An 18,801-nucleotide genomic window follows, 5' to 3' on the forward strand; every position below is an offset into this window, starting at 1 on the left:
ATACAGAAATATGACAATTCATATTTGCCAGAGGGAGGCGCATCATGTTCGGAAAATTCATGCCCACAGAAGGGCAGTTTTTTGGCTACTTTAATGAGCATGCCGAGCATATCATCGCCGGTAGTAAAGCGCTGGTGGCTTTGCTCGATGACTTTGATCAGTTGGAAGCGCAGGCACAGGTGTTGAATGATCATGAGCATGCTGCTGACAGAATTACCCATGCAACGATTGATCTGTTACATAAAACCTTCATTACCCCACTTGATCGCGACCAGATTCATTCATTAATCAACAGCATGGATGACATCTTGGACTTAATGCAAGATGTGGTGGAGTCAATCTCTCTCTATGATGTGAAACGCATTACCCCCGAAGCCAAACAACTGGGGAATATTTGTCTGGCTTGTGCAGAGCGGGTAAAAACAGTGGTGGGCAGTTTGTCTGATATGCATGATTCACAGGGAATCTTAAAAATTTGTCACGAGATCGATCGCCTGGAATCCGATGCAGATCGAGTAATGCGCTCGGCCATGTCGAAGCTGTTTCGCCATGAAAACGATGTGCGCGAATTGATCAAAATGAAGGCTATCTATGAGTTACTAGAGGCCGTGACGGATCGCTGTGAAGACGTGGCGAATATTATTGAAGGCATTGTGTTGGAGCATTCATGAACGGCTTACAGATCAGCCTATGGGTGCTTGTCATGCTGGTTGTTTTGGCGCTGCTGTTCGACTTTATGAATGGTTTTCACGATGCGGCCAATTCTATTGCAACCGTTGTCTCTACAGGCGTGCTACGACCTCACCATGCGGTTGCATTTGCGGCATTTTTCAACTTTGTCGCGATATTTATATTCCACCTGAAAGTAGCAACTACAGTCGGCAAAGGCACGATTGAACCGCAAATTGTTGATCACTATGTTGTCTTTGGGGCTCTGGTGGGGGCGATAAGCTGGAATTTAATCACCTGGTATTACGGTATTCCATCCAGTTCTTCTCATGCGTTGATTGGTGGATTGGTCGGGGCGGCTGTTGCCAAAGCGGGAACCAGTGCCTTGATCGGCAGTGGTCTTATCAAAACCGTGGTGTTCATTCTGGTTTCACCTACTTTGGGGTTTGTGTTGGGGTCAATCCTGATGGTGTTGGTGGCCTGGCTTTTCCGACGCAGTACGCCGCGCCGCGTGGATCGCTGGTTCCGACGTTTGCAATTATTCTCCGCCGCTTTATACAGTCTGGGTCACGGCGGCAACGATGCACAGAAAACGATGGGCATTATCTGGATGCTATTGCTGGCCGCTGGCGTATCCTCTGCCCAGGACGGTGTGCCGGGTTGGGTCATTGTGTCCTGCTACGTTGCCATTGGCCTGGGCACCCTGTTTGGCGGCTGGCGGATTGTGAAGACCATGGGGCAAAAAATTACAAAACTCAAACCCGTGGGTGGATTTTGTGCTGAAACAGGCGGGGCGATCACCCTCTTTTTAGCCACCGCTTTGGGAATCCCCGTCTCCACCACCCATACCATTACCGGGGCGATTGTTGGCGTTGGGTCAGCCAACAACGTGCGCGCGGTGCGATGGGGTGTTGCCGGTGGCATCGTCTGGGCCTGGGTATTTACCATTCCTGCTTCGGCTTTCATGGCGGCGATGGCTTGGTGGCTGGGAACGCATTTGTTTTGAGCACCTAGCGCTAGGGGGGCTGTGTGAATGTTAGGCCACCTTAGAAGAGATAGGCGAGGGTAAATACTTCAGCCCTCGCTGTTTTTCAGGTATTCTCCCGCCACTTTCTATTTGTACTGAGATTTCGCCATGCGGTGCGCCCGTTTTTACAGATTAACCTTAATTGGCTTGATGATCGCCTGCTCTTCCTGGAGTTCAGCACAGTCAGGTCGTCGTCATGAGGTTGGCGTGATAGAGACCGTAACCGGACAGGTGCGGGTGGAGTCTGATGTGCGCCAGTCGCCCAACCCGCAGGTCGGTGAAACGCTCTATGAGGGAGAGTTACTGCAAACGGGGAATGACGGAGAAGTTCATTTGCACCTGATGGACGGGGGCTATCTAGCTTTGCGCCCGAATGCGATGTTACGGTTTACCCGTTATCAAGCGTATGGTGATGCTGAGGATCGTGGCACGCTGACCTTAGTGAAGGGCAGCATGCGCTTGATCACGGGTTGGATAGCCGCTGAGCAATCACGGCAATGGCAAATTAAAACACCAACGGCAACCGTCACCACGCGTGCAGCCGATCACGAAACCTGGGTTATTCCTGAATTCGATCCTGGTGGTGATGGAGGGACATACGTCCAGGTTTATCATGGCAAAACCACCCTGGCACAACGCCGTGAAATCATTGAAATGAGTGCTGGCCAAACCGGCATGGCCGGCATCAAAGATCGACCTCGCCTCTTAGAGCGGGCGCCGGGTTTCTATCAACCTGGGCGTTATGATGATTTATTTACTGGTAAGTTTGACCGCTTGCAAGAAAACTTAGCTGAAATTCGGCGTAACCGCATCACCGCACTCAGAGCTGTTTTTCGCGATCGCCAGTTGCCTGTCGCCGACCAAAAAACACCCGCGCGTGAGCGTGGTTATGTTCCACCTGTTGGCGCAGTGGTCCCCGCTGCTACAACGCCGATTCAACCTCGTTCAACAGCCCGTGCTGAATGTCGTCAACAGACAATCAAAACCCGCGCTGGAAAAAAGACAGTACGTACAACTTGCCAGCCTCAGGCTACGTCGCGGCTCGCCGGTGCGGCAAAAAAAGCTACAACAATCGCCCCTAAATCAATCCGTAATGCAACACACACTGCAGGCCGTGGTGCTGCTAAATCTTCGTCTGCCGCGGCGGTAGCTGGGCGCCGTGCTAACCAGACTAAAGCCATGAAATCTAATACGCAAGGACCTAGTAAAAAGCCAGTCCCTAAATCCGCGCAAAAATCCACGCAGAAACAATCCCATCACGCAGATAAAGTCAAACGATAGTGTTGTGCCTATTCACATTTTGTGTTTTTTAAAAATACAAGGTGATATTTGTCACATTTCTTGATTATTTGCTGGCTTTAACGTACCATCCGCGACAATTTTGCAACACATAATCATAAATTGGGTGGGTCATGGGTTCTATTTCTGCCGTTTCTCGGGCATTGCCTTCATTTGATGCTTTTTGTCGTGCTCGTTGTGCCAGATTATCTGGCTTGGTCGCGAGTATATTTTCGATCGCTCTGGTGGGTTGTGGTGGTGGTGACAAGACAGTGGCCCAGCTAACTGGCGCTAGCGATTCATCATCGCAGGCAGCAATTCAAGCAATACGCTCAACTGAAAAGCATATCGCTGGCGCCTGGGACCCTGTTTTTGATATGTCGTTGATCCCAATCCACATGGTTTTGCAGCCTGATGGCCGGGTTATGTATTACGGTAGCGATTTAAATGGAAGCCAAACGGCGGCATATCGTTATGGAATCTGGAATCCGGCAAATGGAACTAGCAGTAACAGTCTGATGATTTTGCCGAATGGAACAGGCAACGATTTGTTTTGTAGTTCACAAACCGTTCTATTGGATGGCAAAACCTTAATTGTGGGTGGTGATGAAGCGAATCCCGATAGTAATGTCGCAAACCGATCGACCAATCTGTTTAGTTTTTTAGATAATTCGCTGGTCAAGCAGAACGATTTGAATCGTTTGCGCTGGTATTCCTCGACCACCATGTTGTTGAATGGTGAGGTTTATATTCAGGGTGGATCAGGCGGGCATGATCGTCCAGAGGTACGACAAACTGATGGAACGTATCGTTTGCTCAATGGTGTTGACACCTCCGCCTATGATGCAACCTTTCCAAAAAATTGGCTTGCCCCTGATGGACGTGTATTTGGGGTAGTCGGCAATGGTTACATGTACTATGTCAACCCGACCGGTAATGGTGCTTTAACGGCAGCCGGCCAACTTCCCGCTGCGAATGCGGGCGCAGCTACTGGTGCTGCCATGTTCCGGCCAGGACGCATTCTCAAACTGTCGACCAACTCTCCAGCCGCAGCCATCATTGATATAAATAATGGCCAAGCGGCTGTCACGAACACCGAGGCTGTTTCGTCGATTCGTATTCACAGTGTGGCGACAGTCCTGGCCGATGGCCGGGTGCTGGTCAGCGGTGGGAGCAGTACCGACAACGTATTGAACACCGCGAATAATGCCGCGGAGGTCTGGGATCCTGTCAGTGGGCAATGGACGATTGGACCAGCCCAACAACTTGCACGCCTTTATCACGGCACCGCCTTGCTGCTGCCTGATGCGCGTGTTCTGGTGGCGGGTGGTGGGGCGCCTGGCCCGCTGACTAACAAGAACGGCGAAATTTATACCCCTTCTTATCTCTATAATTCTCAGGGTGCCCTGGCACCACGGCCTACGATTACCACTGCACCAACCGTGGTTGAACCGGGGCAAAGCTTTAATATTGAGACCAGTACAGCCAATTTGTCGCGAGTTAGTTTGGTGCGATTTGGTTCTGTTTCACACAGCTGGAACAGTGATCAGCGTTTTATTGATTTACCTTGGCGCAATAATGGGTCGCAGCGTTTTGCGCTACAAATGCCGGCACGGGCAGCAGATACCCCCCCAGGCTTTTATATGCTGTTTGCCTTTGATACTCAGGGTGTCCCCTCAGTCGCTAAGATTCTACGGGTCAACATGCCTGGCGCGCGCGATGCCGCGCGCAGCCCTGCAGTGAACAACATAGCCAACCAACGCAGTGACACGGGTGCTGTCATCGATATCCAGCCAACCGCATCGAATCCGCTCGGGCGGACCTTGCGTTGGAGTGCCAGTGGATTACCGAATGGACTGGTTATTGATGCCAACACAGGAAAAATTACCGGTAGCCCAAGGCAGCCTGGGACATTCTTCGCCACCGTTGCGGTTGACGATGGCAGTTGGGTGGGCTCCAGTTCGTTCCTCTGGGAAGTTGCCCAAGGCACATTGGTCTTGCAGCCTGTGCTACCCGTTTCAGCAGCACTAAGTCAACAAGACTTGACCTTTACGGCGAATGCGATTGGTTCAAATGTTCGCTATCAGTGGAATTTTGGTGATGGCAGTCCCGTTAGCGCGTGGTCAACGAGCCGTACAATTCGCTACCGCTACAGTGCTCCCGGTGTATATGCCGTTACCGTAACGGCGATTGACGACCAGGGGCGGCCACAGACGCAAACTTTCTTGCAGACGGTTGCCCTGACAGCGACACCCACTCGCCCGGCGCGTTCTTCGGCTTTGCTGTTCGAGCAACCGAGTACAGGGAATGCACGTTTGTGGGTTGCTAATCCCGATGCTAATACGGTCAGTGTTTTCGATGCAGTTACCCAAAATAAACTGGCTGAAATTGTCGTGGGCCAACAACCCGTCACCCTAACCAGGGATGCCACAGGACAAATTTGGGTCGCTAATCGCCAAAGTGATTCGCTCAGCATTATCAATCCAACCAGTTTGACGGTTAGCCAAACAATGAATCTGGCTTCTGGCTCCGGTCCCTATGGGATTCTTGCGACCCCGAATAACCCCAATTTAATCCACGTGGTACTCGAAGGCCGGGGACAATTATTGAGAATTGACGCAGCGAAGCGCTTGGTTGGGCAAACCGTCAATCTTGGTTCCCAACCCCGCCATCTCGCAATAACGCACAACGGCAGCAAGCTTTATGTGTCACGCTTCATTACGCCCCCCTTGCCTGGTGAAGCAACCGCAACAGTACAACCGAATGCGGGTGGCGTTGCGCGTGGTGGCGAAGTGGTGGTTTTGAATGCTAACTTGGCGATCACAAAAACCATGATATTGCGACATAGCGATAAGGTTGATAGTGAAAACCAAGGGCGTGGAATTCCGAATTATCTCGGGGCAATGGCGATTTCGCCCGATGGTAGCCAAGCTTTTGTTCCCTCGAAGCAAGATAATATTCTGCGTGGAACCTTGCGCGATGGCAGCAACCTGAACTTCCAAAGCACTGTGCGCGCGATCAGTTCCCGTATTCTCCTGGCCTCTGAGGCAGAAGACTTGGCAGGCCGAATTGATCACGATAACGCCAGCCTGGCGAGTGCGGCAGCATTTGATCCTCGCGGGGTTTGGTTGTTTGTAGCGCTTGAGACTAGCCGAGAAATAGCGATCTTAAACGCACATAACCGAACACAATTACTGCGTATTGAAACGGATTTTGCGCCTCAAGCACTTGAAGTTTCCCCCGATGGCAAGCGTTTATACGTCAGCAATTTCATGGCCCGTAATGTAGGGGTATACGACCTTGTTCCCTTGCTAGAGCAAGGGCGGCTGGTCGCGCCTCTCTTGCAAACGCTGCCGACCGTTGGGAATGAGCTGTTACCCCCGCAAGTGTTGCGGGGTAAGCAACTTTTTTATGATGCCCGCGATCCACGCCTGGCTCGCGATCGTTACATGAGCTGTGCCACTTGCCATAATGACGGTGGTCACGATGGCCGAACCTGGGATTTAACCGGGATGGGCGAAGGCTTGCGTAATACAATCAGTCTGCGCGGGCGTGCGGGGATGACCCACGGACGTCTACATTGGACCGGTAACTTTGACGAGGTACAAGACTTCGAGGGTCAAATTCGTGGCTTGGCTGGGGGCACCGGGTTAATGCCTGACGCCGCTTTTAATACGGGTACCCGCAGTCAACCTCTTGGCGATAAAAAAGCGGGGTTGAGCAGCGATCTAGACGCCCTGGCGGCCTATCTTGGGTCGCTCACGCAGTTTGGCAGCAGTCCTTTGCGTGCGGCTAATGGCCAACTCAGCAGTGATGCGCTAATTGGTCGCAATTTATTTAATGCTCAATGTATTCAGTGTCATAGCGGCAGTATTGCGACCGATAGCCCTTCTGGAAAATTACATAAGTTGGCCACGATCAAAGCGAGCAGTGGCAAGCGCTTGGGGTCAACGCTAACGGGCTTGGATACCCCGACGCTTCGTGATGTCTGGGCAACGGCACCCTATCTTCATGATGGCTCTGCAGCTACCTTGGAGGCGGCGATTCAAGCGCACCAGACAGGGTTGGATGCGACGAAACTGCGGCAACTAGCCAGTTACTTGCGTGAGGGGGGGCTGGATATGCTCCCATCCGCAGTTCAACTTGGCGCCAGCAATCTGAGTTTGGTGGGGGCTGCCGCTGTGCGTGCTGATGGCGCTATACAAATCACACCGAACAGTACAGCGCAGGGTGGCGCAGCTTGGTCCACTCTAGGGTGGTCAACTACTCAGGCCTTTACCACTAGTTTCGACTTTGTTTTACAAGGAGCCGCAAGACAGGCTGATGGCATAGCCCTGGTGATGCACGGCAGTGGGAACAACTTTTTGGGTGGACTAGGTGGCTGCATTGGTGTGTGTAATTTACCAAATTGGTCTGGCTTAGTCATTCAAACATGGGAAAACAATCGCGTGGGTCTCGCGACGAATACCCAGATTGCTAAACCTGCTGGCTTTGATCTCGGTAATGCCGCCAATATAAGTGGTCGGGCAACTTTGGCTTACAACCCCGTTACCAAGCTGCTAACCAGTTACGTTACGTTGACCAGTAATGGCGTTAGCCGAACCTTAGTAGATGCAATGACGATTGATTTGACTGCGAAGTTTGGCCAACGAGTCACCGTTGGCATTACAGGCGCGACCGGTGGCGCCAGTGCAGAACAGGTAATTCGAAATTGGACCGCTGATTTTGCCGAGCCAATCAATAATAGCTGGGTAAAACTAAACTGGGATGCACAGGCGCAGACCAACGGTAGCCTTTTATTAACCCCGAATACGCAAAATAAAACGGGGACGGCATGGGCCACACAACCGTTGTCAAGTAGCCAGAGTTTCACCACAGAGCTGGATTTTTCCTTACGTGGTACTGCTCGTCAAGCGGATGGCCTAGCGCTGGTACTGCAAAATACGGGTACCGATTTCGTTGGTATGAATGGCGGCTGTCTGGGTGTGTGCAACTTACCTAATTGGATTGGAGCCGTTGTGCAAACCTGGGACAATAACCGATTAGGTTTTGCAAGTAATGCTCAAGCCGCCAAGTCAGCTGGTGTTGATTTGGGCAATCATGCGCTTATCCAGGGGCATTTAATTGTTCGTTACGATGCAAGCCGCAAGCTTCTAGAGATGACAGGAACTCTTGTAACCGATGGCGTTGTTCGCCCAATTAACGATACGCTGTCGATTGATCTCAGCGCTCGTTTCGGCCCTCGCTTTTTTATTGGGGTTGGCGCGGCAACAGGCGGTGCAGCAGCCGAGCAAATAGTCAGCCAGTGGGTGATACGACAACGCTAACCTCGTTACGCTTCATACCAGCAGCCGCCGGATTTCCGGCGGCTGCTGTCATTTTGGCACTCGAAAAATCTGAAATGGATACGGCCCGGTGTGAATAGAATATCTTTTCATTGAGCATAGGCGGAATAAAACCATTCGCGGTTTCGTTGCGTATGCCCCAAGCAGGTAAGATATGGTTTCAATTTACGGGAAACGCTTGGGCATTTTATGTTTCGCTTCGGTGTATTGATCTGGATTCTGTTGCTCTCTGGTTGCCAGAGTCCTCGCGGTTTACTAACAACGCTGGGGCCTGACTACAAGCCCACTTCGGTCTCCACACCAAAAGAATGGCAGGTACCGCCACTACCACACAGCGGTTCTGTTGCCAGCTTAAAGGATTGGTGGAGCCAGTTTCGTGATCCACTCCTAATCTCCTTCATATCAGAGGCACAGGCAGTGAGCAGCAACGTCGCCGATGCCCAGGCCCTGATTGTGCGCGCCCGCGCTAACGCTGTTGTCGCAGAGGCTAAGCCTGTCCCCGCCTTAAATCTTACTGCTGATGCCAATCGCTCGGCCTTTAGTTTTGGTGGTCCAGTGACTTACCGCAGTTTGACCTCGATTGGTTTGCAAAGTAGCTGGGAAATTGATTTGTTTGGGGGCTTGGCGCGTGAGCGTGAGGCGGCACTGGCTGCACTACAATCAGCCCAAGCGAACTGGCACGCTGCGCGGGTTGCTATTGCCGTTGAGGTAGCCACTGCCTATTTCAATTATCGCTACTGCCAAACTCAGATCATTCTGTTGCAGCAGGAACGAGACGCACAGGAACGTATCGTTCAGAGTCTAACGGAGGCGGTTAAAGTTGGCTTGCAGCCAGCCGCTGTGGCAAGTTTGGCTCAAGCTAAACTGGCAGAGCTGCAACGCACCCTGACCGCACGCGCCACAGATTGTGACGTTGCAATAAAAGGTCTTGTTGCACTCACTGCACAAGACGAGCCAACTTTGCGTCGTCAGCTCGCCGTGCAGTTGCCAGTAGCAACTGTCGCACAGTTACCTGCTCCCCCGACATTTGTTTTGCCTACCTTGCCAGCGGAATTACTGAATCAACGTCCGGATTTATTTATGGCTGAGAGAGCTGTGGCGCAGGCCAGCGCTGCGATTGGCATTGAATCTGCTCGTTGGTATCCTCGGCTGAGTTTAACGGGTTCGATTACGCCAACCCGACAAAGTATTAATGATGGCCCTGTCAGCAATGTCAGAACGTGGTCGGTTGGACCTTCTCTGTTGTTACCATTAATCCAAGGTGGGCGACGAAGTGCAAACCTAGCGGCCGCACAGGCAGAGTATGAAGCGGCCAAAGCAGCATATGTCAGTAAAGCGAGGCAGGCGGTGCGTGAAGTAGAAGAAGCCATGCTACGTGTCCAATCTGCGCAGCAAGAGTCAGCCTATTTAGTGCAGGCTTACCAAGCTGTGCAAGAGAATATGACTGCCGTGACAACACGAGAGCAGGCGGGCTTCGCGAACCGGATTGAGTTACAAGACGCCCGGCGCAGCCTCTTGCAAGCAGAGCAAGCTTGGTTACAGGTTAAACACGAACAAATCAATGCATGGGTCAGTCTCTATCGTGCTTTAGGCGGTGGGTGGCAGCAGGATTCTCTAGCGTTGAACACAGACTACAGATTGAGCTCTAGTGCTCCACGCACACCACAGTAATACTGCTGATATAGGCATTTAGAACAGACAGATGTAACAAGGTAAATCATGATCGCGAGAACTAAACGCAATTTAAAAATAGCTGGCATAGTGATTCAATGCAGTCATTTAACTATCCCTGCGGCTTACCTGCTGCCACTGACTGTTATGAGTGGTATCGTAGTAACGCATGAGAGTCAAGCGCAAACCCCGCCTGCACGACCTGCCCTTACCGTGACCGTAGTCCAGCCGCGCATCCAGCGTATTCCGTTTAGCTTACAAGCGAATGGCAGCGTAGCGGCCTGGCAAGAGGCGATCATTGGCGCGGAAGTCAATGGTTTACGCCTCGCTGAAGTATTGGTTAATGTTGGCGATACCGTCCGCCGTGGGCAAGTGCTGGCTACCTTTGCGGCTGAAACGGTAGAGGCTGAGGTCGCTCAGGCCAAAGCCAATGTTGCTGAAGCCGATGCAACATGGCAAGAAGCACAGGCAAATGCCGAACGGGCTCGCCGCATTGCTGACAGTGGTGCGCTCAGTACACAGCAAATAGCGCAATACCAAACCGCCGCACAAACGGCGCAAGCCCGATTGGCCGCTGCTCAGGCACAGTTACAAAATCAGCTACTTCGGCAGCGGCATACCCGCGTGCTCGCGAGTGATGATGGCGTGATCTCTGCACGGAGCGCGACAGCAGGGGCGGTCATCGCCCCTGGGCAAGAATTATTCCGCTTGATTCGGCAGCAGCGTTTAGAGTGGCGCGCCGAGGTTACGGCCAGTGAATTAGCCCGACTCAAAGTGGGGCAGCGTGTAAAAGTCCAAGTCGGGGCGCTGTCGCCTCTTACCGGACGGGTGCGGATGATCGCCCCCACGGTCGATCCGCAAACCCGCAATGCGCTTGTGTATGTTGACCTGCCGGGCGCGATGTCGCAGGGGATTAAGCCCGGTATGTTTGCGCGCGGTGAGTTTTTACTTGGCGACAGTGACGCATTAACCTTGCCGCAAAGTGCGGTTGCCCTGCGGGATGGGTTTAGCTACGTCTTTAAATTACAAGCAAACAACCGAGTGACGTTGGTCAAGGTCCAAACCGGTCGTCGGCTTGTCAATGAGCCAGGCAAAGAAACTAATAAGGAAACGGATAGCGCGATTGAGATATTGCAAGGGGTACAGCCAGGCGACAGCATCGTGGCCAGTGGTGCAGCCTTTTTGGCCGATGGCGATACCGTTAAAGTGGTTGCCCCTCCGGCGGCGCCAAGCTCGTCGGCAAGGTGATCGACCATGACAACCCCGATTCACACTGCCGTTACTCCAGCGCCAGAGACAACCATGAATATCTCCGCCTGGTGTATCAAAAACCCGATTCCAGCCCTGATGCTGTTTGTCTTGCTGACCTTTGGCGGCATGCTCAGCTTCAAGGCAATGAAAATTCAGAATTTCCCCGATCTGGATTTGCCGACGGTCACCGTCACCGCTTCTTTACCCGGCGCCTCACCAGCGCAACTGGAAAATGATGTCGCGCGTAAAATTGAAAACTCCTTGGCAACCCTGCAAGGGTTAAAGCATATCTACACCAAGGTGCAGGATGGCGGGGTGACACTCACCGCCGAGTTCCGGCTTGAGAAGCCCGTGCAAGAGGCGGTAGATGATGTGCGTTCGGCTGTCAGTCGTGTGCGTGCCGATTTACCCGGCGATCTGCGCGATCCAATTATCAACAAACTCGATTTAGCGGGAGCGCCCGTGCTGGCCTTTACGGTCGCCTCCTCGCGCATGGATGAAGAAGCGCTCTCTTGGTTTGTCGATGACACCATCACCAAACAACTCCTCACGGTTAAGGGCGTTGGTGCGGTTAACCGGGTCGGGGGCGTGAATCGTGAAATCAGTATCGCGCTCGATCCGCTCAAATTACAGGCGTTAGGGGTCAGTGCGGCCGAAATCTCACGCCAGCTACGCCAAGTGCAGCAAGAAAGCGCGGGCGGTCGAACCGACTTGGGGCAAGGCGAGCAGCCAGTCAGAACCCTGGCAACTGTGCAAACAGCGGCAGAGCTGGCGGCAATCAGTTTATCCATCACTGGCGGTAATGGGCCGGGCCGGCGGATTCGCCTCGATGAAATTGCAACCGTCACAGATACAACAGCCGAGCCACGCTCGGTAGCGCTGTTGAATGGGCAGCCCGTTGTCGGTTTTGAGGTTACCCGCAGTCGTGGCGCGAGCGAGGTCGATGTGGGCGCGGGCGTCGAAAAAGTGTTAAAAAGCTTGCGCGACCAACACCCCGATATTGAGGTTACCCAGGCCTTTGATTTTGTCACCCCAGTGGCTGAAGAGTTTCGCGGCTCAATGAGTTTACTTTATGAAGGGGCTGTTTTAGCTGTCATCGTTGTCTGGCTATTTTTACGTGACTGGCGGGCCACCTTTGTCTCTGCCGTTGCCTTGCCGTTGTCGGTTATCCCCGCGTTTATCGGTATGGCTTACTTTGGGTTTTCGATCAATGTCGTCACCCTACTTGCCCTCTCTCTGGTGATCGGTATTTTGGTCGACGATGCGATTGTTGAGGTCGAAAATATTGTCCGCCATTTGCGCATGGGAAAGTCACCCTATCAAGCTGCGCTAGAAGCGGCGGATGAAATCGGCTTAGCAGTTATCGCAACCACCTTTACGCTGATCGCCGTTTTTTTGCCGACGGCATTTATGAGCGGCATCGCTGGCAAGTTTTTCAAGCAGTTTGGTTGGACAGCGGCGCTGGCCGTGTTTGCTTCCCTCGTCGTGGCGCGTATGTTAACGCCAATGATGGCAGCCTACCTGCTCAAGCCTACCGCGAGCCATGTGCCAGCGACGGGTCGTTTGATGCAGGGCTACCTAAAGGCCGCTGCCTGGTGTCTCGACCATCGTTGGTTAACGATGCTTGGCGCTGGCTTATTTTTTATCGGCTCGATTTTACTGATTCCGTTACTGCCGACGGGCTTTATCCCCCCTGACGACAATTCACAAACACAAGTCCACTTAGAGTTACCGCCTGGCTCAACACTGGCGCAAACCCAAGCCGCTGCCGAGTCTGCGCGCGCTCTGGTGCACCAAGTTAAGTATGTAGAGAGTGTTTACACCACCATTGGTGGCGGCAGTGCAGGGAGCGACCCCTTTGCCCCTGCCGGGGCCAGTGAAGTCCGCAAAGCCACCCTAACCATTATTTTGGCTGATCGGCGTCAACGCCTGGTCCGCAAGCAAGTCACCGAGCAAGAAATCCGCCAACAGCTTCAAGCTTTACCGGGTGTCCGCACCAAAGTCGGTTTGGGCGGCTCTGGTGAAAAATATATCCTCGTTTTGCGTGGCGACGACCCCGTGGCACTCAGCACTGCCGCGCGGGCGGTTGAGAAAGACTTACGAACCATTCCGGGTTTAGGCAGCATTGCGTCCAGCGCCGCGCTGATTCGGCCAGAAATCGCTGTCCGCCCCGACTTTTCTCGGGCCGCAGATTTAGGGGTAACCACGGCCAGCTTGGCAGAAACGCTCCGCATTGCAACAGTAGGTGACTACGATGTGGCACTGCCAAAATTGAATCTCTCGCAGAGACAAGTTCCGGTCGTCGTTCGGCTCGACAAGCAAGCCCGCCAAGATTTGCGTATTTTGGAGCGCCTGACCGTGCCCAGTAGCAAAGGCAGCGCAGTCATGATCAATCAGGTCGCCGATCTCAGCCTCGCCAGCGGCCCGGCCGTGATCGACCGCTATGACCGTGCGCGTAACATCAACTTCGAAATTGAATTATCCGGGGTGCCGCTAGGCGAGGTTACCAAAGCGGTACAACAGTTACCTAGCATTCAAAATCTGCCCGCTGGCGTTAAACAAATTGAAATCGGTGATGCGGAGGTCATGGGCGAACTATTCGCCAGTTTCGGGCTGGCGATGCTGACCGGTGTCTTGTGCATTTACATAGTACTGGTTTTATTGTTCAAAGATTTCTTGCAGCCGATTACCATTCTCGCCGCCTTACCGTTATCGCTAGGTGGCGCGTTTGTTGCGCTTTTGGTCGCGGGCAAAAGCTTCTCCATGCCATCGCTGATTGGCTTGATCATGCTGATGGGCATTGCGACCAAAAACTCAATTTTGTTGGTTGAGTATGCGATTGTGGCCCGTCGCCAAGGCATGAATCGGCTCGATGCGCTGCTCGATGCATGCCACAAGCGGGCGCAACCGATTGTCATGACGACGATTGCGATGGGCGCGGGCATGCTCCCTATCGCGATTGGCTGGGGCATTGCAGACCCCTCATTTCGCAGCCCGATGGCGATTGCGGTGATCGGCGGGCTGATTACCTCAACTTTCCTGAGCCTGCTAGTGATTCCCGTGGTTTATACCTGGGTTGATGACGTGGAAAACTGGTTGTTGAAGTGGCGGCGGCGCTGGCAAAAAGCTGCGCCTCCTGTCACCGTCTGACTACTCAGCGCAGCACAATCGAGCACTACAGAATTTCTGCCGCAAAGTCGGCCAAGCGCGAACGCTCGCCACGTTGTAAGGTGACATGCCCGCTGTGATCCCAGCCTTTGAAGCGGTCCACCACATACGTCAAGCCGGAGGAGCCTTCGGTGAGGTAGGGCGTATCAATCTGCGCGATATTCCCTAGGCACACCACTTTCGTGCCGGGGCCAGCGCGGGTGATCAGCGTTTTCATTTGTTTGGGGGTTAAGTTCTGCGCTTCGTCGATGATCAGGAACTTATTGACGAAGGTGCGGCCACGCATGAAGTTAAGCGACTTGATACGAATTTTGGCTTTGATCAGATCCGTTGTGGCAGCACGACCCCATTCGCCAGCGCTGGCATCGGTTTTATTGAGGATTTCCAGGTTGTCTTCCAATGCACCCATCCACGGGGCCATTTTCTCTTCTTCGGTACCGGGTAAGAAACCAATGTCTTCCCCAACGGGCACCGTGACACGGGTCATAATGATTTCACTGTAAGCCTTGCTTTCCATGATCTGGGCGAGGCCTGCGGCCAGTGCCATTAATGTTTTACCGGTACCAGCTTGACCGAGCATAGAGACAAAATCGCAGTCCGGGTCCATCAGCATATTCAGCGCGAAATTTTGTTCACGGTTACGTGCAGTGAGGCCCCATACGGCATTTTTATGATGGGTGTAGTCACGCAGCGTTTTTAGTACTGCCGTTTTCCCATTTAGCTCTTTGACCTGAGCATAAAATGGGGTGCCGGTTTCGAGATAGATAAACTGATTCAGCACCATGCTGGGTACCTGCGGACCCGTTAACCGATAGTAGGTATAGCCGCCTTGCTGCCAGGACTCCATGCCTTTGCCATGCTTATCCCAGAAGTTTTCTGGCAGGCTAAGAATACCGGTGTACAACAAGTCAGAATCTTCCAGCACTTGGTCGTTAAAGTAATCTTCTGCCGCCAAGCCTAAGGCACGCGCTTTAATGCGCATGTTAATGTCTTTGGACACCAGCACCACTGGCCGTTGTGGCTTATCTTCTTGCAGCGCACGCACAACCGAGAGAATTTGATTATCACCCTTGCCCAGAGGGAGGGTGGTTGGGAGCGTGTTCGCCAGCACGTGTGTTTGCAAATACAGCCGGCCCAATGCATCTTTATTGCCAAGCGCATTCAGTGCAATGCCAGCATCAATATCCGGCTCGCTGGCAACCAGCGAATCTAAACTCCGGCTGGCTTGACGGGCATTACGTGCGACTTCTGACATCCCTTTTTTATGCCCATCCAACTCTTCCAAGGTGGTCATTGGAATAAACACATCATGCTCTTCGAATCGGAACAGGGAAGAAGGGTCATGCATCAGGACGTTCGTATCAAGCACAAACAGTTTGCGAATCGTATCGACCGCTTTTTGAGGTTGCGGGTTTTTCGGCGTTTTTGGCGTCTTGGGTGGGTTAAGCGTCTGCCCTTGGGGAGGAATCAGATTTGCATTGGCTGCGGATGGCGTTGTTCCCGGCACATTACTGCTGCGGCTGGCGGCGGGGGCGGCAATCGGTGCGAGCGGTTGCGCTGTGGTCGCTCGTGTCTTCTCTTGCAGTTTTGGGCTGACCAAGGCTGCCGTTTGCCCACCTGTTTTTGCTGCGGTTTTACCTTTTTTCTCCTGCACTGGCGGGGTTAGTTTTTTGGCTTCTAACCGTTCATCCAAATGAATTAAGGTCGCAGGTTTGGTAGGGGCTTTGGGTAGCGGCATACAGGCTCCGGGTTATACAAAAGCAGGCTAAAAAAGTGAAAAAGCCGCCGGGACAATCATCCCATGCGGCTTTCAGAAACAGTGCGCGACCAGCTCACGCGCGAATCACAGAGTTTTAACAAATTCCAATACCTCAGCAACGTGTCCAGGTACTTTAACACCACGCCAGACCTTGCGCACCACGCCCGTTGTATCCAACACAAAAGTGCTGCGCTCAACCCCACGCACTTGTTTGCCGTACATGTTTTTCATCTTCACGGTGTCAAACAGCGTGCATACCGCTTCATCGGTATCGGCAATCAGCTCAAAGGGGAACCCCATTTTGCTTTTGAAGTTGTGGTGAGACTTCAGGCTGTCACGCGAAATCCCAAAAATTTTCGTATTGGCTGCCAGAAACGCTTCGTGCATGTCGCGGAACTGTTGGCCTTGAGTGGTACAGCCGGGTGTACTGTCTTTGGGGTAAAAATACAGCACCACGTTGTGCCCCCGCTGGGCGGCTAACTCAAACTCGCCATTGTCTGTGCCAGCGGTACAGGCGGCGGTGAAGTTGGGTACTTCTTTATTCAAAGTCAAATCCGTCATCGTACAAGCCTCATGAATGCCATTTTTATACAATGGGCGCACCTTGTAACAATACGTCCCCAGTACGCCCTGCAACTTCCCCCCATGTTACTGCATGTTTGGGGAGATTTTGCGTTTGCAGCACATGAAAGTATTGTGACATGGTGCTCAGCTCGTATCCTTGCGCTTGCCAGCCGCGTAATAGCTCGGCAAAGACGGGCAGCAGTTTCATGCCTTCTAGCTCGGCATGCAGGGTAAACACATGATCTTGCTGCTGGGCGGCGGTATAACGCAGCAAATGCTGGGCGACATTGCTCTCATCAATCACCGTGCCATTCACTTCCCGGCCAAGCAACTCATCCAAGGTGGGGAGGGTGGTCGGCATTTCAATATGCGCCAAAGTTTTGCCATTCACTACCGGCCAGAAAGGATGCGTACCGCGACTATCGCTGGCATAGCGCAGGCCATTCGCGCTGTGCTGTGACAGCGCGTGGTCATTCATCTGCCAGCCTGCCGCGCCATGCGTGGGGGCGGCATAGCCAAAAATGGCCTGAAAGCGCTCAAAGGCTTTGCGTAAGTGTTTATCAGTCCACGCGGCGGGCTTGTGGCGCACATAGTCTTGCCAAGTGAAATGATCCCAGCAATGAATCCCACACTCATGTCCCGCTTGCGCCACTTGCCGTAAAACTTGTTGGCCACGTTTACCAATGTCAGGGCCGGGCAGCACCGTGCCGTAGAGCAGGGTTTTAATGCCGTAGTGGCTTACCACCGAGGTGCGCTGCACCTTGGCAAAAAAACCGGGGCGGAACACGCGCTTAATCGCTCTGCCCGTATGGTCTGGGCCGAGCGAAAACAGGAACGTGGCGGGCGCATTCACAGCGGCGAGCGCTGAAAGCAAACGTGGCACGCCTTCTAGCGTGCCACGGAGGGTGTCGACATCGATTTTTAGAACTAATTTAGGCATTGAATTAACCACAGAGATCACAGAGCACACTGAGTAGAATGGGTTTTCTCCGTGCTCTCAGTGCGCTCCGTGGTAAAAATTACTCCACCAACTGCTTGGCCGCAGCGACCTGACCACGATACGCATCAAAAATGCCGCGCAAGGCATCTTTCATATCGACGGTAGGTGCCCAACCCAACTCTTCTTTGGTGTTGGCGATTTTAGGTACGCGGTTTTGCACGTCTTGGTAGCCTTTGCCGTAGTACTCAGCGGAGGTGCTTTCTACCAGCTGTACTTTGGCGGCGCTTTCGCGATACTCAGGATATTCTTTGGCGAGTTCCAGCATCATGTTGGCCAGCTCTCGCACAGAGTAGTTGTTGCTGGGGTTGCCAATGTTATAAATCTTGCCGTTGGCGATGTTGTCTTTATTGTCGATGATGCGGACCAGCGCATCAATGCCGTCATCAATGTAGGTAAACGCCCGTTTCTGGTGACCGCCGTCTACCAGTGTGATGTTTTCGCCGCGCACGATGTGGCCGAAGAACTGCGTAATCACACGGGAAGACCCTTCTTTGGGGGTATGAATGGAATCGAGGCCAGCACCAATCCAGTTAAAGGGGCGGAAGAGGGTGTATTGCAAACCTTCTTGCTGGCCGTAACCCGCAATCACGCGGTCCATCAATTGCTTGGCGCAGGCGTAAATCCAGCGCGGCTTGTCGATGGGGCCATAGACGAGTGAAGAGGCATAGGGATCAAACTCGTTGTCGCTACACATGCCATACACTTCAGAAGTGGAGGGGAAAATCACCCGTTTTTTGTACTTAACGGCTTGGCGAATAATCGGCAAGTTAGCTTCAAAGTCCAGCTCAAACACCCGCAGCGGCTCACGCACATAGGTGGCGGGGGTGGCAATCGCTACCAGCGGCAGAATCACATCGCACTTGCGCACATGGTATTCAATCCATTCTTTATTGATGGTGATGTCACCTTCAAAAAAGTGGAAGCGCGGATGATCGAGGTATTCGGTGATCCGCTCGGTTTGCATGTCCATGCCATAAATTTCCCAGTCGGTCGTTTCCAAAATACGTTTGGAAAGATGGTGACCAATAAAGCCATTGACGCCCAGGATAAGAATTTTTTTCATGATGAA

General features: G+C 52.9%; 11 protein-coding genes. 7 read left to right on the forward strand and 4 right to left on the reverse strand.

Annotated elements, in window-relative coordinates; all coding sequences use genetic code 11:
- The first annotated feature begins 44 nt into the window (after positions 1–44).
- From DU000_RS01170 to DU000_RS01200, 7 genes are all read left to right on the forward strand, one after another.
- Positions 45–671 (forward strand): DUF47 domain-containing protein, encoded by a 627-nt coding sequence (locus DU000_RS01170; protein ID WP_114401527.1) that lies wholly within the window; start codon positions 45–47, stop codon positions 669–671.
- Positions 668–1,675, forward strand: coding sequence for an inorganic phosphate transporter (locus DU000_RS01175; protein ID WP_114401528.1), 1,008 nt, complete (start codon positions 668–670; stop codon positions 1,673–1,675). The genes DU000_RS01170 and DU000_RS01175 overlap by 4 nt, the downstream gene beginning before the upstream one ends.
- Positions 1,676–1,804: 129 nt before the next feature.
- Positions 1,805–2,977 carry a FecR domain-containing protein gene (locus DU000_RS01180; RefSeq protein WP_114401529.1) on the forward strand — a complete coding sequence of 391 codons (1,173 nt, stop codon included), beginning with the start codon at positions 1,805–1,807 and terminating at the stop codon, positions 2,975–2,977.
- Between the two features lie 131 nt (positions 2,978–3,108).
- A complete protein-coding gene (locus DU000_RS01185; protein WP_114401530.1) occupies positions 3,109–8,301 on the forward strand; it encodes a galactose oxidase-like domain-containing protein in 5,193 nt (1,730 codons plus the stop codon).
- Positions 8,302–8,508: 207 nt separating this feature from the next.
- Positions 8,509–9,990, forward strand: coding sequence for an efflux transporter outer membrane subunit (locus tag DU000_RS01190; RefSeq protein WP_114401531.1), 1,482 nt, complete (start codon positions 8,509–8,511; stop codon positions 9,988–9,990).
- 147 nt (positions 9,991–10,137) lie between these two features.
- Positions 10,138–11,238 (forward strand): efflux RND transporter periplasmic adaptor subunit, encoded by a 1,101-nt coding sequence (locus DU000_RS01195; RefSeq protein WP_114401532.1) that lies wholly within the window; start codon positions 10,138–10,140, stop codon positions 11,236–11,238.
- Between the two features lie 54 nt (positions 11,239–11,292).
- Positions 11,293–14,391 (forward strand): efflux RND transporter permease subunit, encoded by a 3,099-nt coding sequence (locus tag DU000_RS01200; protein ID WP_114402048.1) that lies wholly within the window; start codon positions 11,293–11,295, stop codon positions 14,389–14,391.
- Positions 14,392–14,416: 25 nt separating this feature from the next.
- On the opposite strand, the gene DU000_RS01205 is transcribed toward DU000_RS01200, so the two are convergent.
- From DU000_RS01205 to DU000_RS01220, 4 genes are all read right to left on the reverse strand, one after another.
- Positions 14,417–16,147, reverse strand: a complete 1,731-nt coding sequence (locus tag DU000_RS01205) for a PhoH family protein (protein ID WP_114401533.1) — start codon at positions 16,145–16,147, stop codon at positions 14,417–14,419.
- A 105-nt stretch (positions 16,148–16,252) separates the two neighbouring features.
- Entirely contained in the window at positions 16,253–16,729 is a 477-nt protein-coding gene (locus DU000_RS01210) for a peroxiredoxin (protein ID WP_114401534.1), read from the reverse strand.
- 25 nt (positions 16,730–16,754) lie between these two features.
- Complete coding sequence (locus DU000_RS01215; RefSeq protein WP_114401535.1) at positions 16,755–17,672, reverse strand: polysaccharide deacetylase family protein; 918 nt, start codon at positions 17,670–17,672, stop codon at positions 16,755–16,757.
- Between the two features lie 79 nt (positions 17,673–17,751).
- Positions 17,752–18,795, reverse strand: a complete 1,044-nt coding sequence (locus DU000_RS01220) for a bifunctional UDP-4-keto-pentose/UDP-xylose synthase (RefSeq protein ID WP_114401536.1) — start codon at positions 18,793–18,795, stop codon at positions 17,752–17,754.
- Positions 18,796–18,801: the final 6 nt, after the last annotated feature.

The organism is Parvibium lacunae (genome assembly GCF_003335215.1).
Taxonomy (GTDB): domain Bacteria; phylum Pseudomonadota; class Gammaproteobacteria; order Burkholderiales; family Burkholderiaceae_D; genus Parvibium; species Parvibium lacunae.

Excerpts from the sequence above, each read along its gene's own strand:
- DU000_RS01205 (WP_114401533.1), bottom strand. The coding sequence starts at position 16,147 with ATGCCGCTACCCAAAGCCCCTACCAAACCTGCGACCTTAATTCATTTG.
- DU000_RS01210 (WP_114401534.1), bottom strand. The coding sequence starts at position 16,729 with ATGACGGATTTGACTTTGAATAAAGAAGTACCCAACTTCACCGCCGCC.
- DU000_RS01175 (WP_114401528.1), top strand. The coding sequence starts at position 668 with ATGAACGGCTTACAGATCAGCCTATGGGTGCTTGTCATGCTGGTTGTT.
- DU000_RS01185 (WP_114401530.1), top strand. The coding sequence starts at position 3,109 with ATGGGTTCTATTTCTGCCGTTTCTCGGGCATTGCCTTCATTTGATGCT.
- DU000_RS01215 (WP_114401535.1), bottom strand. The coding sequence starts at position 17,672 with ATGCCTAAATTAGTTCTAAAAATCGATGTCGACACCCTCCGTGGCACG.
- DU000_RS01195 (WP_114401532.1), top strand. The coding sequence starts at position 10,138 with ATGAGTGGTATCGTAGTAACGCATGAGAGTCAAGCGCAAACCCCGCCT.
- DU000_RS01190 (WP_114401531.1), top strand. The coding sequence starts at position 8,509 with ATGTTTCGCTTCGGTGTATTGATCTGGATTCTGTTGCTCTCTGGTTGC.
- DU000_RS01180 (WP_114401529.1), top strand. The coding sequence starts at position 1,805 with ATGCGGTGCGCCCGTTTTTACAGATTAACCTTAATTGGCTTGATGATC.
- DU000_RS01170 (WP_114401527.1), top strand. The coding sequence starts at position 45 with ATGTTCGGAAAATTCATGCCCACAGAAGGGCAGTTTTTTGGCTACTTT.
- DU000_RS01200 (WP_114402048.1), top strand. The coding sequence starts at position 11,293 with ATGAATATCTCCGCCTGGTGTATCAAAAACCCGATTCCAGCCCTGATG.
- DU000_RS01220 (WP_114401536.1), bottom strand. The coding sequence starts at position 18,795 with ATGAAAAAAATTCTTATCCTGGGCGTCAATGGCTTTATTGGTCACCAT.